Below are 16,939 nucleotides of genomic sequence, written 5' to 3' on the forward strand. Positions count from 1 at the left end.
CGACAAAACTAGACGGAAGAAAATGGCCGTTATATAGGGGTTCTGCAAGGATCGTGCTATCTTTCAATGATAGGCTTCGGGGCCTTTAGTGAGCCCTAAAGATACATAGACCCCGAAAACTCGGATGACCGTTTCTCCAGGAATGAGGCGACTCTTGTTATGACTTTGCTTTGGATTCCTCTGCTACCGCTGTTTGGAACCCTTGTCCCACTGCTGGCTGACCGTTTTGGTCGTCAGGTGACGCTGGCCGCGACGGCTTTTATTCCTGCACTGGCTCTGGTGTGTTTATTGGCCTTGATGCCTCAGGTGTTGGCCGGAGAGGTGATTCACTGGCACACCAGCTGGATTCCCAACGCCGGTCTGGAGTTGGCATTTCATCTTGATGGTTTGGGGCTGTTATTCAGTTTGCTGATCCTGGGGATTGGCTTACTGGTGTTGTTGTACGCCCGTTACTACATCTCTGATCAGGATCATATGGGGCGGTTTTACGCCTTTTTGCTGTTATTTATGAGCGCCATGCTGGGCGTGGTGTTATCCGATAACCTGCTGCAGCTTTGGGCTTATTGGGAGTTAACCAGCGTCAGTTCGTTCCTGTTAATCAGTTTCTGGTCGGACAAAACCGAAGCCCGTAAGGGGGCGCGGATGGCGTTGACCATCACCGGCGCTGGTGGCCTGGCCTTGTTAGCGGCCTTTATTGTGATTGGTGAAACCGTTGGCAGTTACAGCCTGACCGAGGTGCTGGCCAGTGGTGATTTATTACGTGACAGCACGGCTTACCCATTAATTGTGGTGCTGTTTCTGTTAGGCGCCTTTACTAAGTCGGCTCAATTCCCATTCCACTTCTGGTTGCCCCATGCGATGGCGGCGCCGACTCCTGTTTCTTCTTACTTACACTCAGCCACCATGGTAAAAGCCGGTGTCTTCCTGCTGGCGCGTTTTTACCCGGTATTGTCCGGAACAGAGCTGTGGTTCGGTGTGGTGTCGATGGTGGGTTTAGCCACCTTGCTTGTGGGCGCTTATACGGCGCTGTTTAAACACGACTTAAAAGGGTTGTTGGCGTACTCCACCATCAGCCATTTAGGTCTGATTACCTTGTTGTTTGGTTTGGATACACAACTGGGCGCAGTGGCGGCGGTGTTCCATATTATTAACCATGCGGTATTTAAAGCATCATTGTTTATGGCGGCCGGTATTATTGACCATGAAGCCGGTTCGCGGGATATGCGTCAGCTCAATGGTTTATGGAAATACATGCCTTACACCGCCACACTGGCAATGGTCGCTGCGTCATCGATGGCTGGGGTGCCGTTGCTGAACGGCTTTTTATCGAAAGAAATGTTGTTTGCCGAAACCTTATCGCAACACACGCTGGGTTCTCTGTCGTGGATTATTCCGGTGTTAGCGACCTTGGGTGGTGCACTGGCGGTGGCTTATTCGTTACGTTTTATTCATGACGTGTTCTTTAACGGCGAGCCGGTTAATCTGCCGAAAACCCCTCATGAGCCTCCGCGTTATATGCGGGTGCCGGTGGAGATCCTGGTGATCATCTGTTTGTTGGTGGGCATTTTCCCCGACTTCACCGTGGGTGCGTTATTGCGTGCGGCGGCGGGAGCAACAATTCAGGGGCCGCTGCCGGAGTTCAGCCTGGCGATCTGGCATGGTTTTAATATTCCATTGCTGATGAGCTTGCTGGCGGTTGTGGGTGGCAGCCTGCTGTATATCAATCGTCGCCATTTGTTTAATTTTCAGGGGCAATTTAACGAAATCGATGCCAAGGTCGAATTCGAAAAATACATTCAGTATCTGGTGCATAAAGCCACACAGCTGCAAAACAGTTTTGATAATGGCAAGTTGCAACGTTACATCACCTATCTGGTATTAATCTCATTAGCGGTGGCTGGTTGGCCTCTGCTGGAGCTGGTGGATGCACACGGTAGTCGGGAGCAACAACCGGCAGACTGGATCATGCTGGTCGGCACCATCATCATTATTATTGGTACCGTGGCCACCATGGTGTTCAGTCATCTGCGTTTATTGGCGCTGGTGATGATTTCGATTGTGGGCCTGGTGGTAGCGGTTGCGTTTGCTTATTTCTCGGCACCAGACCTGGCGTTAACTCAGCTGTCGGTTGAAGTCGCCACCATTATTCTGTTCCTGCTGGCGTTATTCTTCCTGCCACAAAAAACACCACTACAGGAAAGCTCGATTCAACGCATCGTGCGTGACCTCGGTATTGCGTCCGCTATTGGTGCGGTGATTGGTACCCTGTGTTACGTGATGCTGACCCGGCCACTGGAATCCATCTCGGACTTCTTCCTGGAAAACAGTAAAACCGGTGGTGGTGGCACCAACGTGGTGAACGTGATCCTGGTCGACTTCCGTGGCTTCGATACCCTGGGTGAAATCACGGTATTAGCCATTGCGGCGTTGGGTATCTTTAAATTGCTGGCGGGTATGCGTCTGTTTATTCCGGCAGCCGATCAGGACGGTGTGGCCTGGTCAAAAGACAAACATCCGATGATGCTGGCATTGGTATCACAGAGTTTGCTGCCACTGGCATTGCTGATTTCGGCTTACATTTTCCTGCGCGGTCATAACTTACCCGGCGGTGGTTTTATTGCCGGCCTGATTACCGCGATTGCGTTAATTCAGCAATACATTGCCCATGGAGTCAGCTGGATGAAGCAACGGATGGATTTCCCGTATCACTACATGATTGCAATTGGTTTAGCGCTGGCGATTTTATCTGGCCTGGGCAGCTGGTTGTTTGATCGCCCGTTCCTGACAACCTGGTTTGATTATTTCTACTGGCCGGTGGTCGGCAAGTTTGAGCTGGCCAGTGCCATGGTGTTTGACCTGGGTGTCTATTTCACCGTGATTGGCGCCACCATGTTGATTCTGGCGAACCTGGGTAAGTTAACCACCACCGAACGTCCGACAGCAGGAGGTCAATAATCGTGGAAACCTTATATGCAATTTGTGTCGGTGCAATTACCACCGGTGGTGTGTTTTTAGTGTTGCGTGGTTACACCTTTGCCGTGGTACTGGGGTTAACGCTGCTGTCTTATGCGGTGAATTTATTTTTGTTTGCCAGTGGTCGCCTTACCCTGAACGGCGCTGCCATTCTGGGTGAGAGTGACGTGTATGCAGACCCTTTGCCGCAGGCACTGGTGTTAACGGCAATTGTGATTGGTTTTGCGATGACGGCTTTTGCCTTAATTCTGGCATTACGGGCCCGCTCAGATCTGGCCAATGATCAGGTGGACGGTAAAACGGAGATCCACGACGAGTTACCACAAAAAGTGCGCCGTCAGGCAGGAGACGAAAAATGAGCCTGATGGATCATCTGATTTTTTTCCCGGTGTTATTGCCACTGGTGGCCGGTGTGTTGCTGTTATTACCTCCTTTGCATGGTGATATCGCCCGCCAGCGGGTAATGGCGTTTGCGGTGAACGCGGCACTGATTCTGGTGGCTCTGATTTTATTAGGCCAGAGCCTGAAATTTGGCCCTCAAATGTACATGATGGGGGACTGGCAAGCGCCGTTTGGTATTGCGCTGGTCAACGATACGCTGGCATCGATCATGTTGGTACTGACGGCCATTTTGGCAATGGCCGCTCATTTATACGCCTGTGCTGGCGATGATAATAAAGGCCCGTTTTTCCAGCCGCTGTTTATGTTTCAGGTGGTGGGTATTAACGGCGCATTTTTGACTGGCGATATTTTTAACCTGTTTGTTTTCTTTGAGATTTTATTAATTGCTTCGTATTCGTTGTTAATTCACGGCGGTGGCAAACAACGGACACAGGCCGCGGTGCATTATGTGTTATTAAATCTCGCGGGTTCGGCCATGTTCTTGTTTGGCCTTGGTATGATTTACGCCTCATTCGGCACGCTGAATATGGCCGATATGGCGTATAAAGTGGCACACCTGAATAAAGAAAATATCGAGCTGGCCAAATCTGGCGGTTTGTTATTACTGGTGGTATTTGGTTTAAAAGCCGCGTTATTACCGCTGCATTTCTGGCTACCACGTACCTATGCTTACACTTCAACGCCCGTTGCTGCGTTGTTTGCCATTATGACCAAGGTAGGTATCTACAGTATCTGGCGTGTGCATACCGCCATTTTTGGTGACTATGCCGGTGAGTTAGCGGACCTGGCGACGGGATGGCTATGGCCTCTGGCATTACTGACGCTGGTGGCGGGTATTGTTGCGGTATTAGCCAGTCAGACCTTAAAAATGCTGGCATCTAATCTGGTCATTGTTTCAGCAGGCACCTTATTAATTTCGCTGGCATTAAATACCCCGGAAGCAACGGCGGCGGGTTTGTATTATTTAATCCACAGCACTTTGTTATCTGCGGCTTTGTTTTTGATTGCCGGTTTAATTCAGGAGCAACGCGCACAAGCTCAGGATCGTTTTGTGAAAGGTCGTCCGGTGGCACAGCCTTTATTGATTGGCAGCTTCTTCTTTATTGCCGCGCTGGGTTTAATTGGTATGCCACCGTTCTCCGGTTTTATCGGAAAAATTCTGATCCTGCAGGCATCGTCTTCAGCCGTAGAAGCCTCCTGGATTTGGGCGCCGCTGTTATTGTCGGGCTTAACCGCCATGATTATGTTAACCCGAGCTGGCAGCACCTTGTTCTGGCGAGCGGCGGGTCAGCCAGCTCAGGCCGAAAAAGCACATCCATTAAAAGTAACGGCAGTGGTTATTTTATTAGCCTGTTCACCCCTGATGGTGATATTAGGCGGGCCATTGTCTGATCTGACAGTGACCGCGGCACAGCAGTTACATGCACAACCCTTACCTGTGCTTCCTGAAGCAACCGCAGTCACAGGAGTAAACCCATGATGGCACGACTTTTACCCATGCCGCTGCACAGCGGTTTATTGTTAGTGGTCTGGTTACTTCTGAATGGTTTCTCAGCCGGACAATTATTATTGGGCAGCATTCTGGCACTGGCCATTCCACTGATTACGGCACCCTTTGCAGACCGCCAAAGCCGGGTGGTTAAACCGGTTGCCATGGTGGTGTATGTGTTGCGTTTATTAATTGATATTTTTGTCTCAAATATTGAAGTGGCAAGCCGGGTATTGCGCAGCAATAGCCATCTGAAACCGGGCTTTATTGCTTACCCGTTACAATTAACCGGTGATTACCCGTTAACGGTATTGGCGAGTACCATCTCGTTGACACCGGGAACCGTGAGCGTTGATTTTTCTGAAGATAAGCAGTGGTTGTATATTCATGCGCTGCATATCGACAGCGAGCAGGAAATCATTGATTCGATTCGTAATCGTTATGAACTGCCACTGAAGGAGATATTTTCATGAGCAGTGCTGATGTATTGAATTATGCCATTATGGCAACGGGCCTTATGTTATTGGTTTCGTTGTTGCTGAACGTCTGGCGGATTTTATTAGGGCCAGAAATTACCGACCGGATTCTGGCGCTTGATACCTTGTACATTAACAGCATCGCGCTGATTATTTTAATGGGTTTATACAATGGCTCAGCCTTGTATTTTGAAGGTGCTTTATTAATTGCCATGCTGGGTTTTGTCAGCACGGCAGCACTCAGCAAATACCTGCTACACGGGGATATTATTGAATAATGGAAAATTCAGATTTCTTTAATTATCTGGTTGCAGGCTGGCTGATCATGGGTGGCTTTTTTGTATTTGTTGGTTCATTGGGCCTGGCAAAGCTCCCCGATTTTTTTACCCGGTTACACGCGCCAACAAAAGCAACCACGCTGGGTATCGGCTCAATATTAGTGGCCTCAATGATTATGACCAGTGCGCGTGATGGCGGCTTTAGTGTGTATGAGTTGGTCATCAGCTTGTTTTTATTTATTACCGCGCCAGTATCGGCTCATATGATGGCCAAGGCGGCGCTGCATAAAAAGATCAGTATGCTGGAGCGAACTAAAAATGCTGATATTGCGCCGCGGATTGCAGCGCAGCAGACGCCTAAGGAAGAGGGCGAAGCTGAGGATAAAACGGCTTAATTCTTAATATTCATAGGCTTATTTCGAGATATGAATAGGCATGTCAGTTTACTGAAATGCCTATTACGCGGAGCTATCATGAATCATTTTAACATGATAGGGATCTCTATTTTCTGGTTTTGAAATTTACTTTCCTCCCTTAGCGATGGCTGATCAAATAGCCCCGTTATCCTATTTCCAGCGATATCTTCTAGCACAGGATCAACGACAACTTTATATTGAATGTTGTTTTGCCAGCTTTTAATGGGTGAAAAAATCCATTGTTGTTCATTTGTTCCTAAATCAATGGAGCCAGCAACACTTTTGTTGTTGCTGTCTTTAACCCGAATGCGGTAAGCCAGTGATACATGGTCAATCGGCGCGTTAAAATCGATCATTAAGTTTTCGCGGGTTTCTGTATTCGGGCTGCTGATTACCCAGTTAGACAGATCCGGTTTGTCGTAGTCAGCCTCTGTTACCGTAAAGGTTTTTATATATTCCGACGAGCAGCCGAGCTGGTTAATCGCTGCTGCATCAATGCTTAAATGATAAGTTGATCCTGGTGTTAACGCTCTGCCATAGGCGTTATGTGCCACAAGGCCTGTTTTTACCCGGCCCGGGTCAAATAATAATGTCAGTCGGGTTCTGTCAGGGCTCCATAGACTGAGTTTATTCTCCAGGAATACGCCTTCGAGTTTTTTACCTTGGTCATTTTTCAGGTGAATATGAGATAGGGTATTTTCTGTTTCCATTGGTTCGCTGAAATAAATATAAAAGCGCAGCAGGTTTTCAGGAAGTGTATCAGCCGTCGGATAGACGGCTGATACCTGCACTAACTGACTTCCATCCTGACACTGTTTGGCGGAAGTTAGGTTCGACTCCGCCTGTGTCATTGCCGTCATTAAAAACAACATGAACCATGATGTTGTCAGCAGTGCCGTTTTCATTACTTTTTAACCTCTTTTTTTGACAGTTCACGGGTCAGGTCAGGGTAGCCTGCATCGGTCTTCAGTAAGTTCTGGAAGTTTCTGAACATTTCTTGTTCAGGGTAATATTTGTAATCTTTAAAGTTATATTCACTGATAAAATCATTCAGGCGGAAGTACGCGCCTTTACGATAAGAGATCAAATCAATATCACCGGTGCCCATATTACGCTTAAGAGTAGCGATATATTGACCATCCTGATCTGCTGCCTGTAGTACGCCGGATAATGGAATTGGGCGGGTTGGTACACCGGCTTTGGCCCACATTTCCGGAGTTGATAAGCCTTCTTTGTTGTTGGCTTCAACCAGATCGGCAACACGAATTAAGTCGGCGCTGCGCTCTTTGTTGATGACCAGAACAAAGTCTTCCTGCTTTTGAGTGTGGTCGGTTGCAGTAAACTTAATAACATCCAGTGGTGTGTTGCCATAGCCCAGCTCGGCAATGGTTTTACCTTTTACATGGGCGCCGTCCGACAATTCAGCCGTCGGAATGGTTACCAGTGGAGTACAGGTGTAGGCAGCCACAACGGTTTCTACGCCATTCAGGTTCAGCACTTCCATCGCCCTAATCGGAGCACGTGTTTCTGTTTGATCGTGAACGGTATGGTAGATTTCAATATTGGTGCTGGTGTCTTTGTCAGTGAACGGGTATTCAACTTTGCGCAGCGTTGAGGCAAATTCACCGGTAGACAAGCTGGAAACATACAGGGTGCCATTGACATAATCTAAATCAGTAATGGCTAACGTTGTTGCCGGAATATCTCGCCAGAATTTGACCGAATCATCCGCAGTTTTGGTCAATGATTTAACGGTGCTTTTATACTTCTTAAGGTTAACTTTCTCGAAGTTTCCTTTCTGATTGGCTTTAATCAGTGCCGATACTTTTTTCTTGCCCTTTAGATAAGAAACCGAAATGTAAGCTTCTTTGCTTGCCGGGTGAATGGCGATGTCGTGATAGCGAACGTCGGTTGATTTAACGCCCAGTAGTTCGGCAATTTCAGAACCTGCGCCTTCCAGGTTATAGCTCTCTGAGGTTTTTGTTGGTACTACTTCAGGCAGTGTATAAGCAAAAATTTTGCTTGAGTCTGAGTCGGCGACAAACAATGTATTTTTTTCTGCAAACTCCAGAATGGTTGCCGAAAGCGGTGTCGCATCGGCCTGAACATTCATCGCTGCAGCGCTCAGGACCGCAGCAGCTGTAATACCTTGAATAATTTTTTTTGTTTTAAACATAGCTTCTTACTCCAGAGTTAATTGGTGAGGGTGTTTACGGTGTTTTGCAGTGCTTGTTGCAAACCCTGATCAGAAAGTTGCTGGCTTTCCATATCAAAGTTGTCATAAAAGCTTGGAATAGAAAGGCTGCCTTTGACGTCGGCGGCAAAGAAACGGGCTGATTCCGTTGCGACTTTCAGTACATTCTGTGCGCCGCCAGGGCCTGGGGAGGTTGCTAAAAATACAACAGGCTTGCTCTGGTATACGTCACGTGTAATACGGCTGGCCCAGTCGAATATATTTTTAAAGGCAACACTGTAAGTGCCATTATGTTCTGCAAACGATACGACAATGGCATCGGCACATTGAATTTTGGCCAGAAAATTCTGGGCCAGTTTGGGCTGGCCAATTTCTTTTTCGCGGTCTTCACTGAACATTGGCAGTTCAAAATCATTCAGATCCAATACTTCAACGTTAGCGCCATCAACCAGAGAGGCAGCATAACCGGCCAGTGCTTTATTGATTGAGGTCGAGCTGTTAGAAGCTCCAAAAGCAAGTATCTTCATTATTTTTTTCCTTGTGTGATAAGAACCAGGCCCAGTTGATGAGTGGCGGTCAGGTTTAACTGATGCCCTTCAATTAACTGCCCTTCATGAACTTCCTGGCCGTTGGCGAAACCGGTACCTCGGGTAATAATGGCAACAAATTGCTCATCAAGATTGATGGCTTTGCCGTCTGGCAGGTAACCAATTTTGCAGGTCATATTGTTATCAAAAGCGCCGTTGCTCTCATCACCACCGAGAACAGTCGTCATCTCACCTTCTGTCAGGCTGTAATTTTGATAAGCGGGTGTTAACCCTGTTTTGGGGGGCAGGAACCAGATCTGAACAATACCGGCCTTTTCATCGGTTACGCTGAACTCGGAATGTTCCATGCCGGTGCCTGCACGCTGTACCTGAACGCCTGGCCCATTGATAACTGTTCCATCTCCTAAGGAGCCTTTATGGCCAACGCTTCCGGAAGTGATGAAACTAACAATATCAACATCGTTGTGTGGATGAACTGGTGCGCCATCATTAGGCTTAAAGTAGCCATAAGCGGTATAAATATAATCACCAAAACCATGGCTGATTTCTGTATTGGCTTTTGCCTGTGGCCATAGCTCAGGGTTCATCACCATGCGTGTTTCAACGATGCCGGCAAAACCGCCTTCAGGTATGGATGCTTTATCAATAATACGTAATTTGTCAGCACTCATTTCGATCTCCCAATTGTCGCTTGTTATAAGTTGAATAGGAGTATAGGTAATGCTTAGATATGAAAAATAGAAGTTAAATCGCATACAAGGTATGCCTCAGAGGAATAGGTATGGATTCAGTTGTTGCAATGCGCTCGTTTATCCGAGTAGTAGAAACAGGCAGTTTTAGCGCGGTTGCAAAAGAGCAAAACACCAATCAGGCAACCATCAGCAAACGTATTGCCGGGCTTGAAGACAAACTGGGGACACGCTTGTTGGTTCGAGGGAATCGAACACATACGTTGACGGAAACGGGCAAAACTTATTATGAGCGTGTTTCTAATATCGTTATGGAAATTGATGAGGCTGAAGCAGAAGCGCGTTCCTTAACAGCAACTCCAAAAGGTCACTTGCGAGTAACGGTACCAACTATGTTCGGGGGCATGTATATTGCGCCCGTTATTTCTGAATTTTTAGCAACTTATCCTGAAATTTCGTTAGATTTTAAGTTTGATGAAAATTCAGTTGATCTGGTTAAAGAGGGAATTGATGTTGCAATTCGATTAGGTGATTTACAGGATTCATCTATGATTGCAAAAAATCTGGGTTATGACGAGCTGATTATTGTTGCCTCTCCGGAATACCTTGAAAAAAATTCTACTCCGACTAAGCTCGAAGACTTAGAGAATCATAATTGCCTGATATATAGCCTGTCACCGAAGAAAGGAACGGTTTGGGTGTTCAGTGATCCGTCTAAAAAAACCGAAGTGGGTGTAACCGGCAACTTCCAATGTGACAATGGCCTAGGCTTAATGGAAATGTTGCAGGCGAATGCAGGTATTGCCTTGATGCCAAGGTGGATGGTTGATGCTGAAATTGAAAGAGGGGAGTTAACTCATATTTTGAAAGATTATTATAAGCGTTATCCTATCAGTGCAGTCTTTCCTAATAATCGTTACGTGCCGTTAAAAGCCAGGTGTTTTATTGAATTCATGCAAAAAACAATTAAAACCGACCCTGTTTTGTCAAAAATAGTTTAGTTTGAAGAAAATAGAATTTCGGCATAGTGAATGCCTGCCGAAATTCTATACGAAATGTAATGCTCGATTACGCCAGCCACTGATCCCATAAACGAATCACTTCCGCCTTCTGCTCAGCAATATTCAACTGTTGTTGAGCTACCAAATCCAGCACCAGTTTTTCTTTCTGTAACGCCCGGCGGTGAGACTCGGCACGATAATTCAGATAAATCTGCTGCAGTTTCTCCGCATCTTGTTTATCCATTAAACCGCTTTCTGAAAAGCCATCGAGAATGCGCATATTATCGGTGTAGGTAAGCAGCGACGTATGTGCTTTGCAGTTAGCCAGTACACCGTACTGCACAATAAACTCGATATCGACAATGCCACCCTTATCTTGTTTCAGGTGATATTTTTCTGTGTTTTTACCATCTTTTTCTTCACCCTTTTTCTCAACACCCAGATGATCTCTCATTTTCTGGCGCATCTCCCGCACGTCTTTTTTCAGGGTGTCGTCTTCACGCGGCTGGGTCAGAATTTTTTCCCGGATGCTCTGATATTCCCCAATGGTATTATCATGGCCACATAATGCTCGGGCACGCACCAGCGCCTGGTGTTCCCAGGTCCAGGCATGGTTTTGCTGATATTCATCAAACGCTTTCATTGAAGCCACAATCATGCCAGAGTTGCCGGATGGACGCAGGCGCATATCGACTTCATACAAATCACCTGAGCGGGTTTGTGTCGTCATAATATGAATCATGCGCTGGCCCATGCGGGTATAAAACACGCCATTATCCTGGCTACGATCACCATTGGTATAACGATTCGGTGTCGAGTTATGAAGGAAAACCAGATCCAGATCGGAGCTGTAGCTCAGCTCTAAACCGCCCACTTTGCCATAACCAATCACGGCAAATTCCGGTTCGGTGACGGCTTCTTTATCGGCATTGGTTGGGTAGCCGTATTTCGCCACCATTTGTTGCCATGACAACCACATCACTTTATTCAACACCACTTCGGCCAAATAAGTGAGATAGTCGCTGACTTTCATCAGCGGTAATGCGTCCATCACTTCACAAGCAGCGGCACGTAATTTATGCGCACGAACAAACTGGCGCAGTTGCTCCATTTGTTGTTCAAGGTCATCTTCGTCAATACGCAATAAACGCAGGTCTAATTCTTCAGCGAGTTCTTTTTTCTCCGGAAGACGATACAGGCTCGCCGGATTTAATAACTCATCCAATAACAGAGGTGTTTTAGTGATGTACTCTGCCACCCAAACGGAAGCGCCGCAGAGTTTAATCAGCTGGCATAACGCCTGTGGATTTTCTTTTAATAACACCAAATAAGCAGTACGACGTAACACCGCTTCTAACAGTGGGATTACTCGTTCTAATGTATCGACCGGATTTTTATGACTCCATAATTCTTTTAATAACAGCGGCATTAACGCATCAAGGCGTTCGCGACCAATCTGTTGCATCATGGCCACGGCTTTAGAGTCACGGAATTTGGTTAAACGTTGACGTACCGCGTCAGAATTCACACACGGGTGTTGTTGTAAAAATTCTTCTTCAGCCGTACCGTGCAATTCGTCGTGCCATAAATCCAACCAGCTGTGCTCTTCTTGTTGGGCGGCCTCATCGTCTTCTTCGGCAGCAACAATTTGGGCAAAGTGAAATTTCACTTTGTCGCGATGTTGATTTAATGCAACAACGTAATCATCCCAATGATCGAACCCTAATGAACAGGCAACCCGTAGCTGATTAATATCATCCTCTGGCAGTTGTTGGGTTTGTTCATCATTTAATGCCTGAATGGCATGTTCGCTGTCGCGTAAAAATAAATACGCTTGTTTTAATTCATCACAGGCGCTGGCGGGTAAATAGCCATCTCCTGAAAGAATATCGAGAATTTTTAATAGCTCGCGGGTTTGTAATTGTTCATCCTGGCCGCCACGAATTAATTGGAAGGCCTGAACAATAAACTCAACTTCACGAATACCACCCGGGCCCAATTTGACGTTCATTTCCAAACCACGGCGACGCACTTCGGCATTAATCATGGCTTTCATTGAGCGGAGAGATTCGAATGCGCTGAAGTCGATATACGCACGATAGGTAAACGGTCGCAGAATTTTTAACAGCTCTTGGGCATGATCGTTATTTTCGCCGGTCATTACCCGGGCTTTCACCATGGCGTAACGCTCCCAGTCACGGCCCTGGTCCTGATAATATTCTTCCATCGAGGCAAAATTCATTACCAACGGGCCACTCTGGCCATACGGACGCAGGCGCATATCGGTGCGGAAGACAAACCCATCAATGGTGGTTTTGTCCAACGCCAGAATCAATTTCTGACCTAGCTTAATAAAGTATTCCTGATTGGTGATTACCTTCGGGCCCTGGGTATCGCCGCCTTCCGGATAGGTGAAAATCAGATCGATATCGGAACTCAGGTTTAACTCATACGCGCCAAGTTTACCCATGCCCAGCACTAGCAGTGGCTGCTCCTGTTTGCTGGCCTTACCCATTGGAGCTCCATGGCGCTGTTGCAATAACTCGCCAATAAAAGCAATGGAACGACTCACACACTCATCGGCCAGGTCGGACAACGCCCGGGTAGTTTCCATTGTGGAAGCCAGGCGCAGCTGGTCACGCCAAATGATATGTACCATGGCACGGCGACGCAGTTTGCGCAGAGCGGTATGCCATAACTCTTCTTTTTTGGAGTTGGGCGTGTCCTCGCCGTTAGCTTCGGTAGCCAGCTCGTCTAACCAGGCGCTGATTTGTGCACGCGACAATGGTTGGCAAATATCATCATTACTGATGGCGTTGGCGAAAAAGGTCGCGTCTTTTGGGAGTGAATCCACCACAAAGGAGCTGAGAGTCAGTACCTTTTGAGTGTGACGCTGTTGCGCTTCGGAGAGCCCATCCCACAGAGCTGGCCAATCCAGGCCAAAACGCTCACCAATATCAGTCAGCTGGGTTTGTTGGTTTTGCCAGAGTTCGGTAAGAGCGTGGGGCAGCATAATTATCCATCGTCATCAGAAAAATCAGTTCCTTCTAATTTAAGCGGGTTGCCGCGCATTTTCATAGATGTATATCAGTCTGATGCTATGATCTGTTTTTTGATAACTGACACCAATGTAATTATTTCTTATGGCCAAGAGTCCCGGGCAGAAAAAAACAGCGTCTTCGACAAAAAACAGCTCTGCTAAACCCAAACCGACTAAACCCAGCTCTGCGAAAGCGGCCCCTGCTAAGCCAAGAAAGAGCAGTCCAAAAGCCGCACAACAGAAATTCGCCAAACAACCTTTCCCTTACAAGCGTTGGTTCTGGCGTTTCATGCTGATTGGTATCGTTGGTCTGGCCGCTTATATGGTGTATCTGGATGCTCAGGTACGCGCTCAGTTTGATGGTAAAAAATGGAATTTACCGGCTAAGGTGTATGCCCGCCCTTTGATTTTGTATCCCGGTGCTGAGTTAAACCCCGGGCAGTTATTGGCTGAACTGCAATGGGCCGATTACAAGTCTTCGCGTCAGGCCGATGTGCCGGGTACTTATGCACAGCGCGGCGATGACTGGATTATTCATCGTCGGGCTTTCCCGTTCTGGGACGGTTCCGAAATTTCAAGACATGTGCAGGTTGAAATTGACAATCAGCGCGTCAAAACCATTACCACCATGGCCGGAGAAACGGTGCCATTGTTGCGGCTGGAACCGCAATATATCGGGGGTATTTTCCCTGCACATAATGAAGATCGTGAGTTAATTACGCTGGATGAGGTTCCACCTGAGTTAATTGCGGCTTTGGTGGTCACAGAAGATAAAGCGTTTTTTGATCATTGGGGCATTTCGTTACGTGGTATTGCCCGGGCCATGATGGCGAATCTGCAGGCCGGGCAGTTGGTTCAGGGGGGCTCAACCCTGACACAGCAGCTGATTAAAAACTTCTTTTTAACCAGCGAACGTACGTTATCGCGGAAAATTCAGGAAGCTCTGATGGCATTGCTGTTAGAGCTGCATTATTCGAAAGAAGAAATTCTTCAGTCGTACCTTAACGAAGTGTATCTGGGGCAGGCCGGGCGTCGTGCCATTCATGGTTTTGGTCTGGCGGCGCGTTTTTATTTTGGTAAATCCATTCGTGAGTTATCGCTTTCTGAATCGGCTATGTTGGTGGGTATGGTAAAAGGGGCTTCGTATTACAACCCCAAGCGTAACCCCGACCGGGCACGAAACCGCCGTGATCTGGTGATTGGTTTGATGGCTGAAAACGGCATTATTTCTGACAAACAACGCATCCTTGCCCAGGGGCAGCCGTTAAAAACCGCCAATACACGACGAGCGGGCCAGCGTGAATATCCGGCCTTTCTGGAGTTAGCGAAACGACAATTGCAACGTGATTATCGTCTGGAAGATTTGCAAAACGATGGCCTGCGGATTTTTACCACGTTGGATCCGTGGGTCCAGGCATCGGTGGAAAAAGCCGCACTGCAGCATTTAGCAACACTGGAACGCTGGCAGCCAAAACAAAAAGATCAGCTCGAAACAGCGGCGGTGATTACCTCGGTGGATGGCGGTGAAGTTCGTGCCTTATTGGGTTCACGCCGTACCGAATTTTTTGGCTATAACCGTGCGGCATCAATGCAACGCTCGATTGGTTCGTTGGCAAAACCAGCGGTCTATTTAGCGGCTCTGAACAGTGGCCGTTATCACTGGGGCAGTTCCGTGAGTGATGCCGCGGTGAATATTTCAGGCCCGGGCGGACAGGTTTGGCAGCCCAAAAACTACGATCTGAAAAGCCATGGCAAAGTACCGATGGTGACGGCTTTGGCCAATTCTTATAACCAGGCGACGGCACGTCTGGGCATGAATGTTGGCTTGGAAGCGGTGGTGAATACCTTCCGTCAGCTGGGGCTGAAAGCCGATATTCCACCGTATCCGTCGATTTTATTGGGCGCCATTGATGCCTCTCCGCTGCAAGTCACCCATATGTATCAAACCATTGCCAGTCAGGGTTTTTATACACCGTTGCGTACCATTGAAGCGGTGACCACAGCTGATGGCAGCACCTTGTCATCGTATGCCATCGAAGGGGAACAGCGTTTCGACAATCAACAAATCGAATGGCTGCGTTATGGTTTGGAAAAGGTGGCCAGCGAAGGCACGGCCAAACGACTGGGTCGTGAAACCAATCAGACCCTGGCCGCGAAAACCGGTACCAGTGATGATCAGCGTGACGCCTGGTTAGCCGGTTTTGATAATCGATACCTGGGCGTTGTTTGGGTTGGCCGCGATGATAATAAGCCAATGCCATTTGCCGGCAGCAGTGCGGCGTTACCAATTTGGCTGAATACCTTTAAGCGTATCGGTGTACAGGGTTTACCGGAATCCGATAATTTCCAATGGCTGCCGGTGGATAAGTTGGGCAATCAACTGCAGCAAGGCTGCTCAGGTACGCTGTACCCATTTGTGGAATCTGCCGTACAGGTTGATCGTCAGGGCTGTTATCGCCCGGAAAAAGCCCAGCCCGAAAAGAAGAAGTCAGGCTGGTTAGATTGGTTATTCTGACGCCATTTGCAAACGTGTGATGGAACCCAGCCAATGTTGCTGGGTTTCCTGCATGCCTTTTTCTAATCCACGCATGGCGGCTTTTAAGAACAGCTGAGTCAGCGGTTGTTGCAGAAAGTGTTCATACGCCCGAATTTCTTCCCGACTGATGTCACGAAACGCATACGCCAGTGAGATAACCGCCAGTTGCTCGGCATTAAACCGCATTGGATCACGCTGTTGTTTCATTTGGTTGCCAAAATAGCTCAGATCAACGGACTGATGTTTCAGTGCCTGTTGGCTGGAATATTCGGCAAATGCCTGATACTCCTGCAAATCAACAATAAACTCGACAAAGCCAAGTTGTTGATCCATCAAAGCTGCCAGCTGCAGCAACGCTTCCTCGGATAACAGCGTATTAACATGCAACATCATGGCTTCAAATCCGGCTTCGCTGGCCGCGTATGACTGTGCAGCGCTGATCTTTTGACCTGTTGGCGAGTTGTACCACTGCATCAGAGCTGTGATATCGGATGCTGATAATGACTGGGTCACCGTCTGCTCGACGTGATGGTGAATATTGGCCGTTGTTATCGCTTGTTGCGCCTGTGCTAATAACTGCTGTTGTTGAGACTCTGGTGCTTTTTGATAGTCGACCGCATCTTGAATGCCACGATTAAAATGCTGCGGCAGTTGTTTACTCAGGCTGATAAAACCGGAGGCAGAAACCAGTTGGCTGGCCGTTTGTTGTGTGTCGGCACTCACCTGAACGGTGAGCAGCAGGGACAATAAGCCGATACAGACGCTTCGGTATATGGTGAAAAATGAAGTCATTGAGTCATCCTTTACTTTATTTTTTGTCAGAAGACTTCATCATTGCTCCCTGCTGTGGGTTAGGGCTTGCGCCATGTCATGTTTTAACCACTTAAATAACAAGGT

At 47.6% G+C, this 16,939-nt stretch carries 14 protein-coding genes; 8 read left to right on the plus strand and 6 right to left on the minus strand.

Annotated elements, in window-relative coordinates; translation table 11 throughout:
• The first annotated feature begins 159 nt into the window (after positions 1–159).
• From KFF03_RS01095 to KFF03_RS01120, 6 genes are read left to right on the plus strand one after another with little or no spacing between them, the layout of a single operon-like run.
• Positions 160–2,955, plus strand: coding sequence for a monovalent cation/H+ antiporter subunit A (locus KFF03_RS01095; protein WP_255858437.1), 2,796 nt, complete (start codon positions 160–162; stop codon positions 2,953–2,955).
• 2 nt (positions 2,956–2,957) lie between these two features.
• Positions 2,958–3,332, plus strand: coding sequence for a Na+/H+ antiporter subunit C (locus tag KFF03_RS01100; protein WP_255858438.1), 375 nt, complete (start codon positions 2,958–2,960; stop codon positions 3,330–3,332).
• Positions 3,329–4,855 (plus strand): monovalent cation/H+ antiporter subunit D, encoded by a 1,527-nt coding sequence (locus KFF03_RS01105; RefSeq protein ID WP_370647425.1) that lies wholly within the window; start codon positions 3,329–3,331, stop codon positions 4,853–4,855. Before KFF03_RS01100 ends, KFF03_RS01105 begins: the two co-directional genes overlap by 4 nt.
• Positions 4,852–5,337: a Na+/H+ antiporter subunit E gene (locus tag KFF03_RS01110; RefSeq protein ID WP_255858439.1), complete on the plus strand. Its 486-nt coding sequence runs from the start codon at positions 4,852–4,854 to the stop codon at positions 5,335–5,337. The genes KFF03_RS01105 and KFF03_RS01110 overlap by 4 nt, the downstream gene beginning before the upstream one ends.
• Complete coding sequence (locus tag KFF03_RS01115) at positions 5,334–5,618, plus strand: K+/H+ antiporter subunit F (protein ID WP_255858440.1); 285 nt, start codon at positions 5,334–5,336, stop codon at positions 5,616–5,618. Before KFF03_RS01110 ends, KFF03_RS01115 begins: the two co-directional genes overlap by 4 nt.
• Positions 5,618–6,013 (plus strand): Na+/H+ antiporter subunit G, encoded by a 396-nt coding sequence (locus KFF03_RS01120; RefSeq protein WP_255858441.1) that lies wholly within the window; start codon positions 5,618–5,620, stop codon positions 6,011–6,013. The genes KFF03_RS01115 and KFF03_RS01120 overlap by 1 nt, the downstream gene beginning before the upstream one ends.
• 83 nt (positions 6,014–6,096) lie before the next feature.
• Here KFF03_RS01120 and KFF03_RS01125 read toward each other — a convergent pair whose 3' ends face one another.
• The 4 genes from KFF03_RS01125 to KFF03_RS01140 are packed head-to-tail and all read right to left on the minus strand — an operon-like array spanning position 6,097 to position 9,447.
• Positions 6,097–6,939 (minus strand): Ig-like domain-containing protein, encoded by an 843-nt coding sequence (locus KFF03_RS01125; protein WP_255858442.1) that lies wholly within the window; start codon positions 6,937–6,939, stop codon positions 6,097–6,099.
• Positions 6,939–8,210 carry a hypothetical protein gene (locus KFF03_RS01130; RefSeq protein ID WP_255858443.1) on the minus strand — a complete coding sequence of 424 codons (1,272 nt, stop codon included), beginning with the start codon at positions 8,208–8,210 and terminating at the stop codon, positions 6,939–6,941. Before KFF03_RS01130 ends, KFF03_RS01125 begins: the two co-directional genes overlap by 1 nt.
• Before the next feature lie 17 nt (positions 8,211–8,227).
• Entirely contained in the window at positions 8,228–8,755 is a 528-nt protein-coding gene (locus tag KFF03_RS01135; RefSeq protein ID WP_255858444.1) for an NADPH-dependent FMN reductase, read from the minus strand.
• Positions 8,755–9,447: a pirin family protein gene (locus KFF03_RS01140; protein ID WP_255858445.1), complete on the minus strand. Its 693-nt coding sequence runs from the start codon at positions 9,445–9,447 to the stop codon at positions 8,755–8,757. Before KFF03_RS01140 ends, KFF03_RS01135 begins: the two co-directional genes overlap by 1 nt.
• A 110-nt stretch (positions 9,448–9,557) precedes the next feature.
• Between KFF03_RS01140 and KFF03_RS01145 the strand changes: the two genes are divergently transcribed.
• Entirely contained in the window at positions 9,558–10,466 is a 909-nt protein-coding gene (locus KFF03_RS01145) for a LysR family transcriptional regulator (RefSeq protein WP_255858446.1), read from the plus strand.
• Positions 10,467–10,533: 67 nt separating this feature from the next.
• On the opposite strand, the gene glnE is transcribed toward KFF03_RS01145, so the two are convergent.
• Positions 10,534–13,479, minus strand: coding sequence for a bifunctional [glutamate--ammonia ligase]-adenylyl-L-tyrosine phosphorylase/[glutamate--ammonia-ligase] adenylyltransferase (gene glnE, locus KFF03_RS01150; protein WP_255858447.1), 2,946 nt, complete (start codon positions 13,477–13,479; stop codon positions 10,534–10,536).
• Positions 13,480–13,609: 130 nt separating this feature from the next.
• On the opposite strand from glnE, the gene mrcB reads away from it, so the two are divergent.
• Positions 13,610–16,021: a penicillin-binding protein 1B gene (mrcB, locus tag KFF03_RS01155; RefSeq protein ID WP_255858448.1), complete on the plus strand. Its 2,412-nt coding sequence runs from the start codon at positions 13,610–13,612 to the stop codon at positions 16,019–16,021.
• On the opposite strand, the gene KFF03_RS01160 is transcribed toward mrcB, so the two are convergent.
• Positions 16,013–16,834: a DUF2059 domain-containing protein gene (locus KFF03_RS01160; RefSeq protein ID WP_255858449.1), complete on the minus strand. Its 822-nt coding sequence runs from the start codon at positions 16,832–16,834 to the stop codon at positions 16,013–16,015. The two genes, mrcB and KFF03_RS01160, sit on opposite strands and share 9 nt — an antisense overlap.
• Positions 16,835–16,939: the final 105 nt, after the last annotated feature.

Source organism: Bacterioplanoides sp. SCSIO 12839 (assembly GCF_024397975.1).
Classification (GTDB): domain Bacteria; phylum Pseudomonadota; class Gammaproteobacteria; order Pseudomonadales; family Oceanobacteraceae; genus Bacterioplanoides.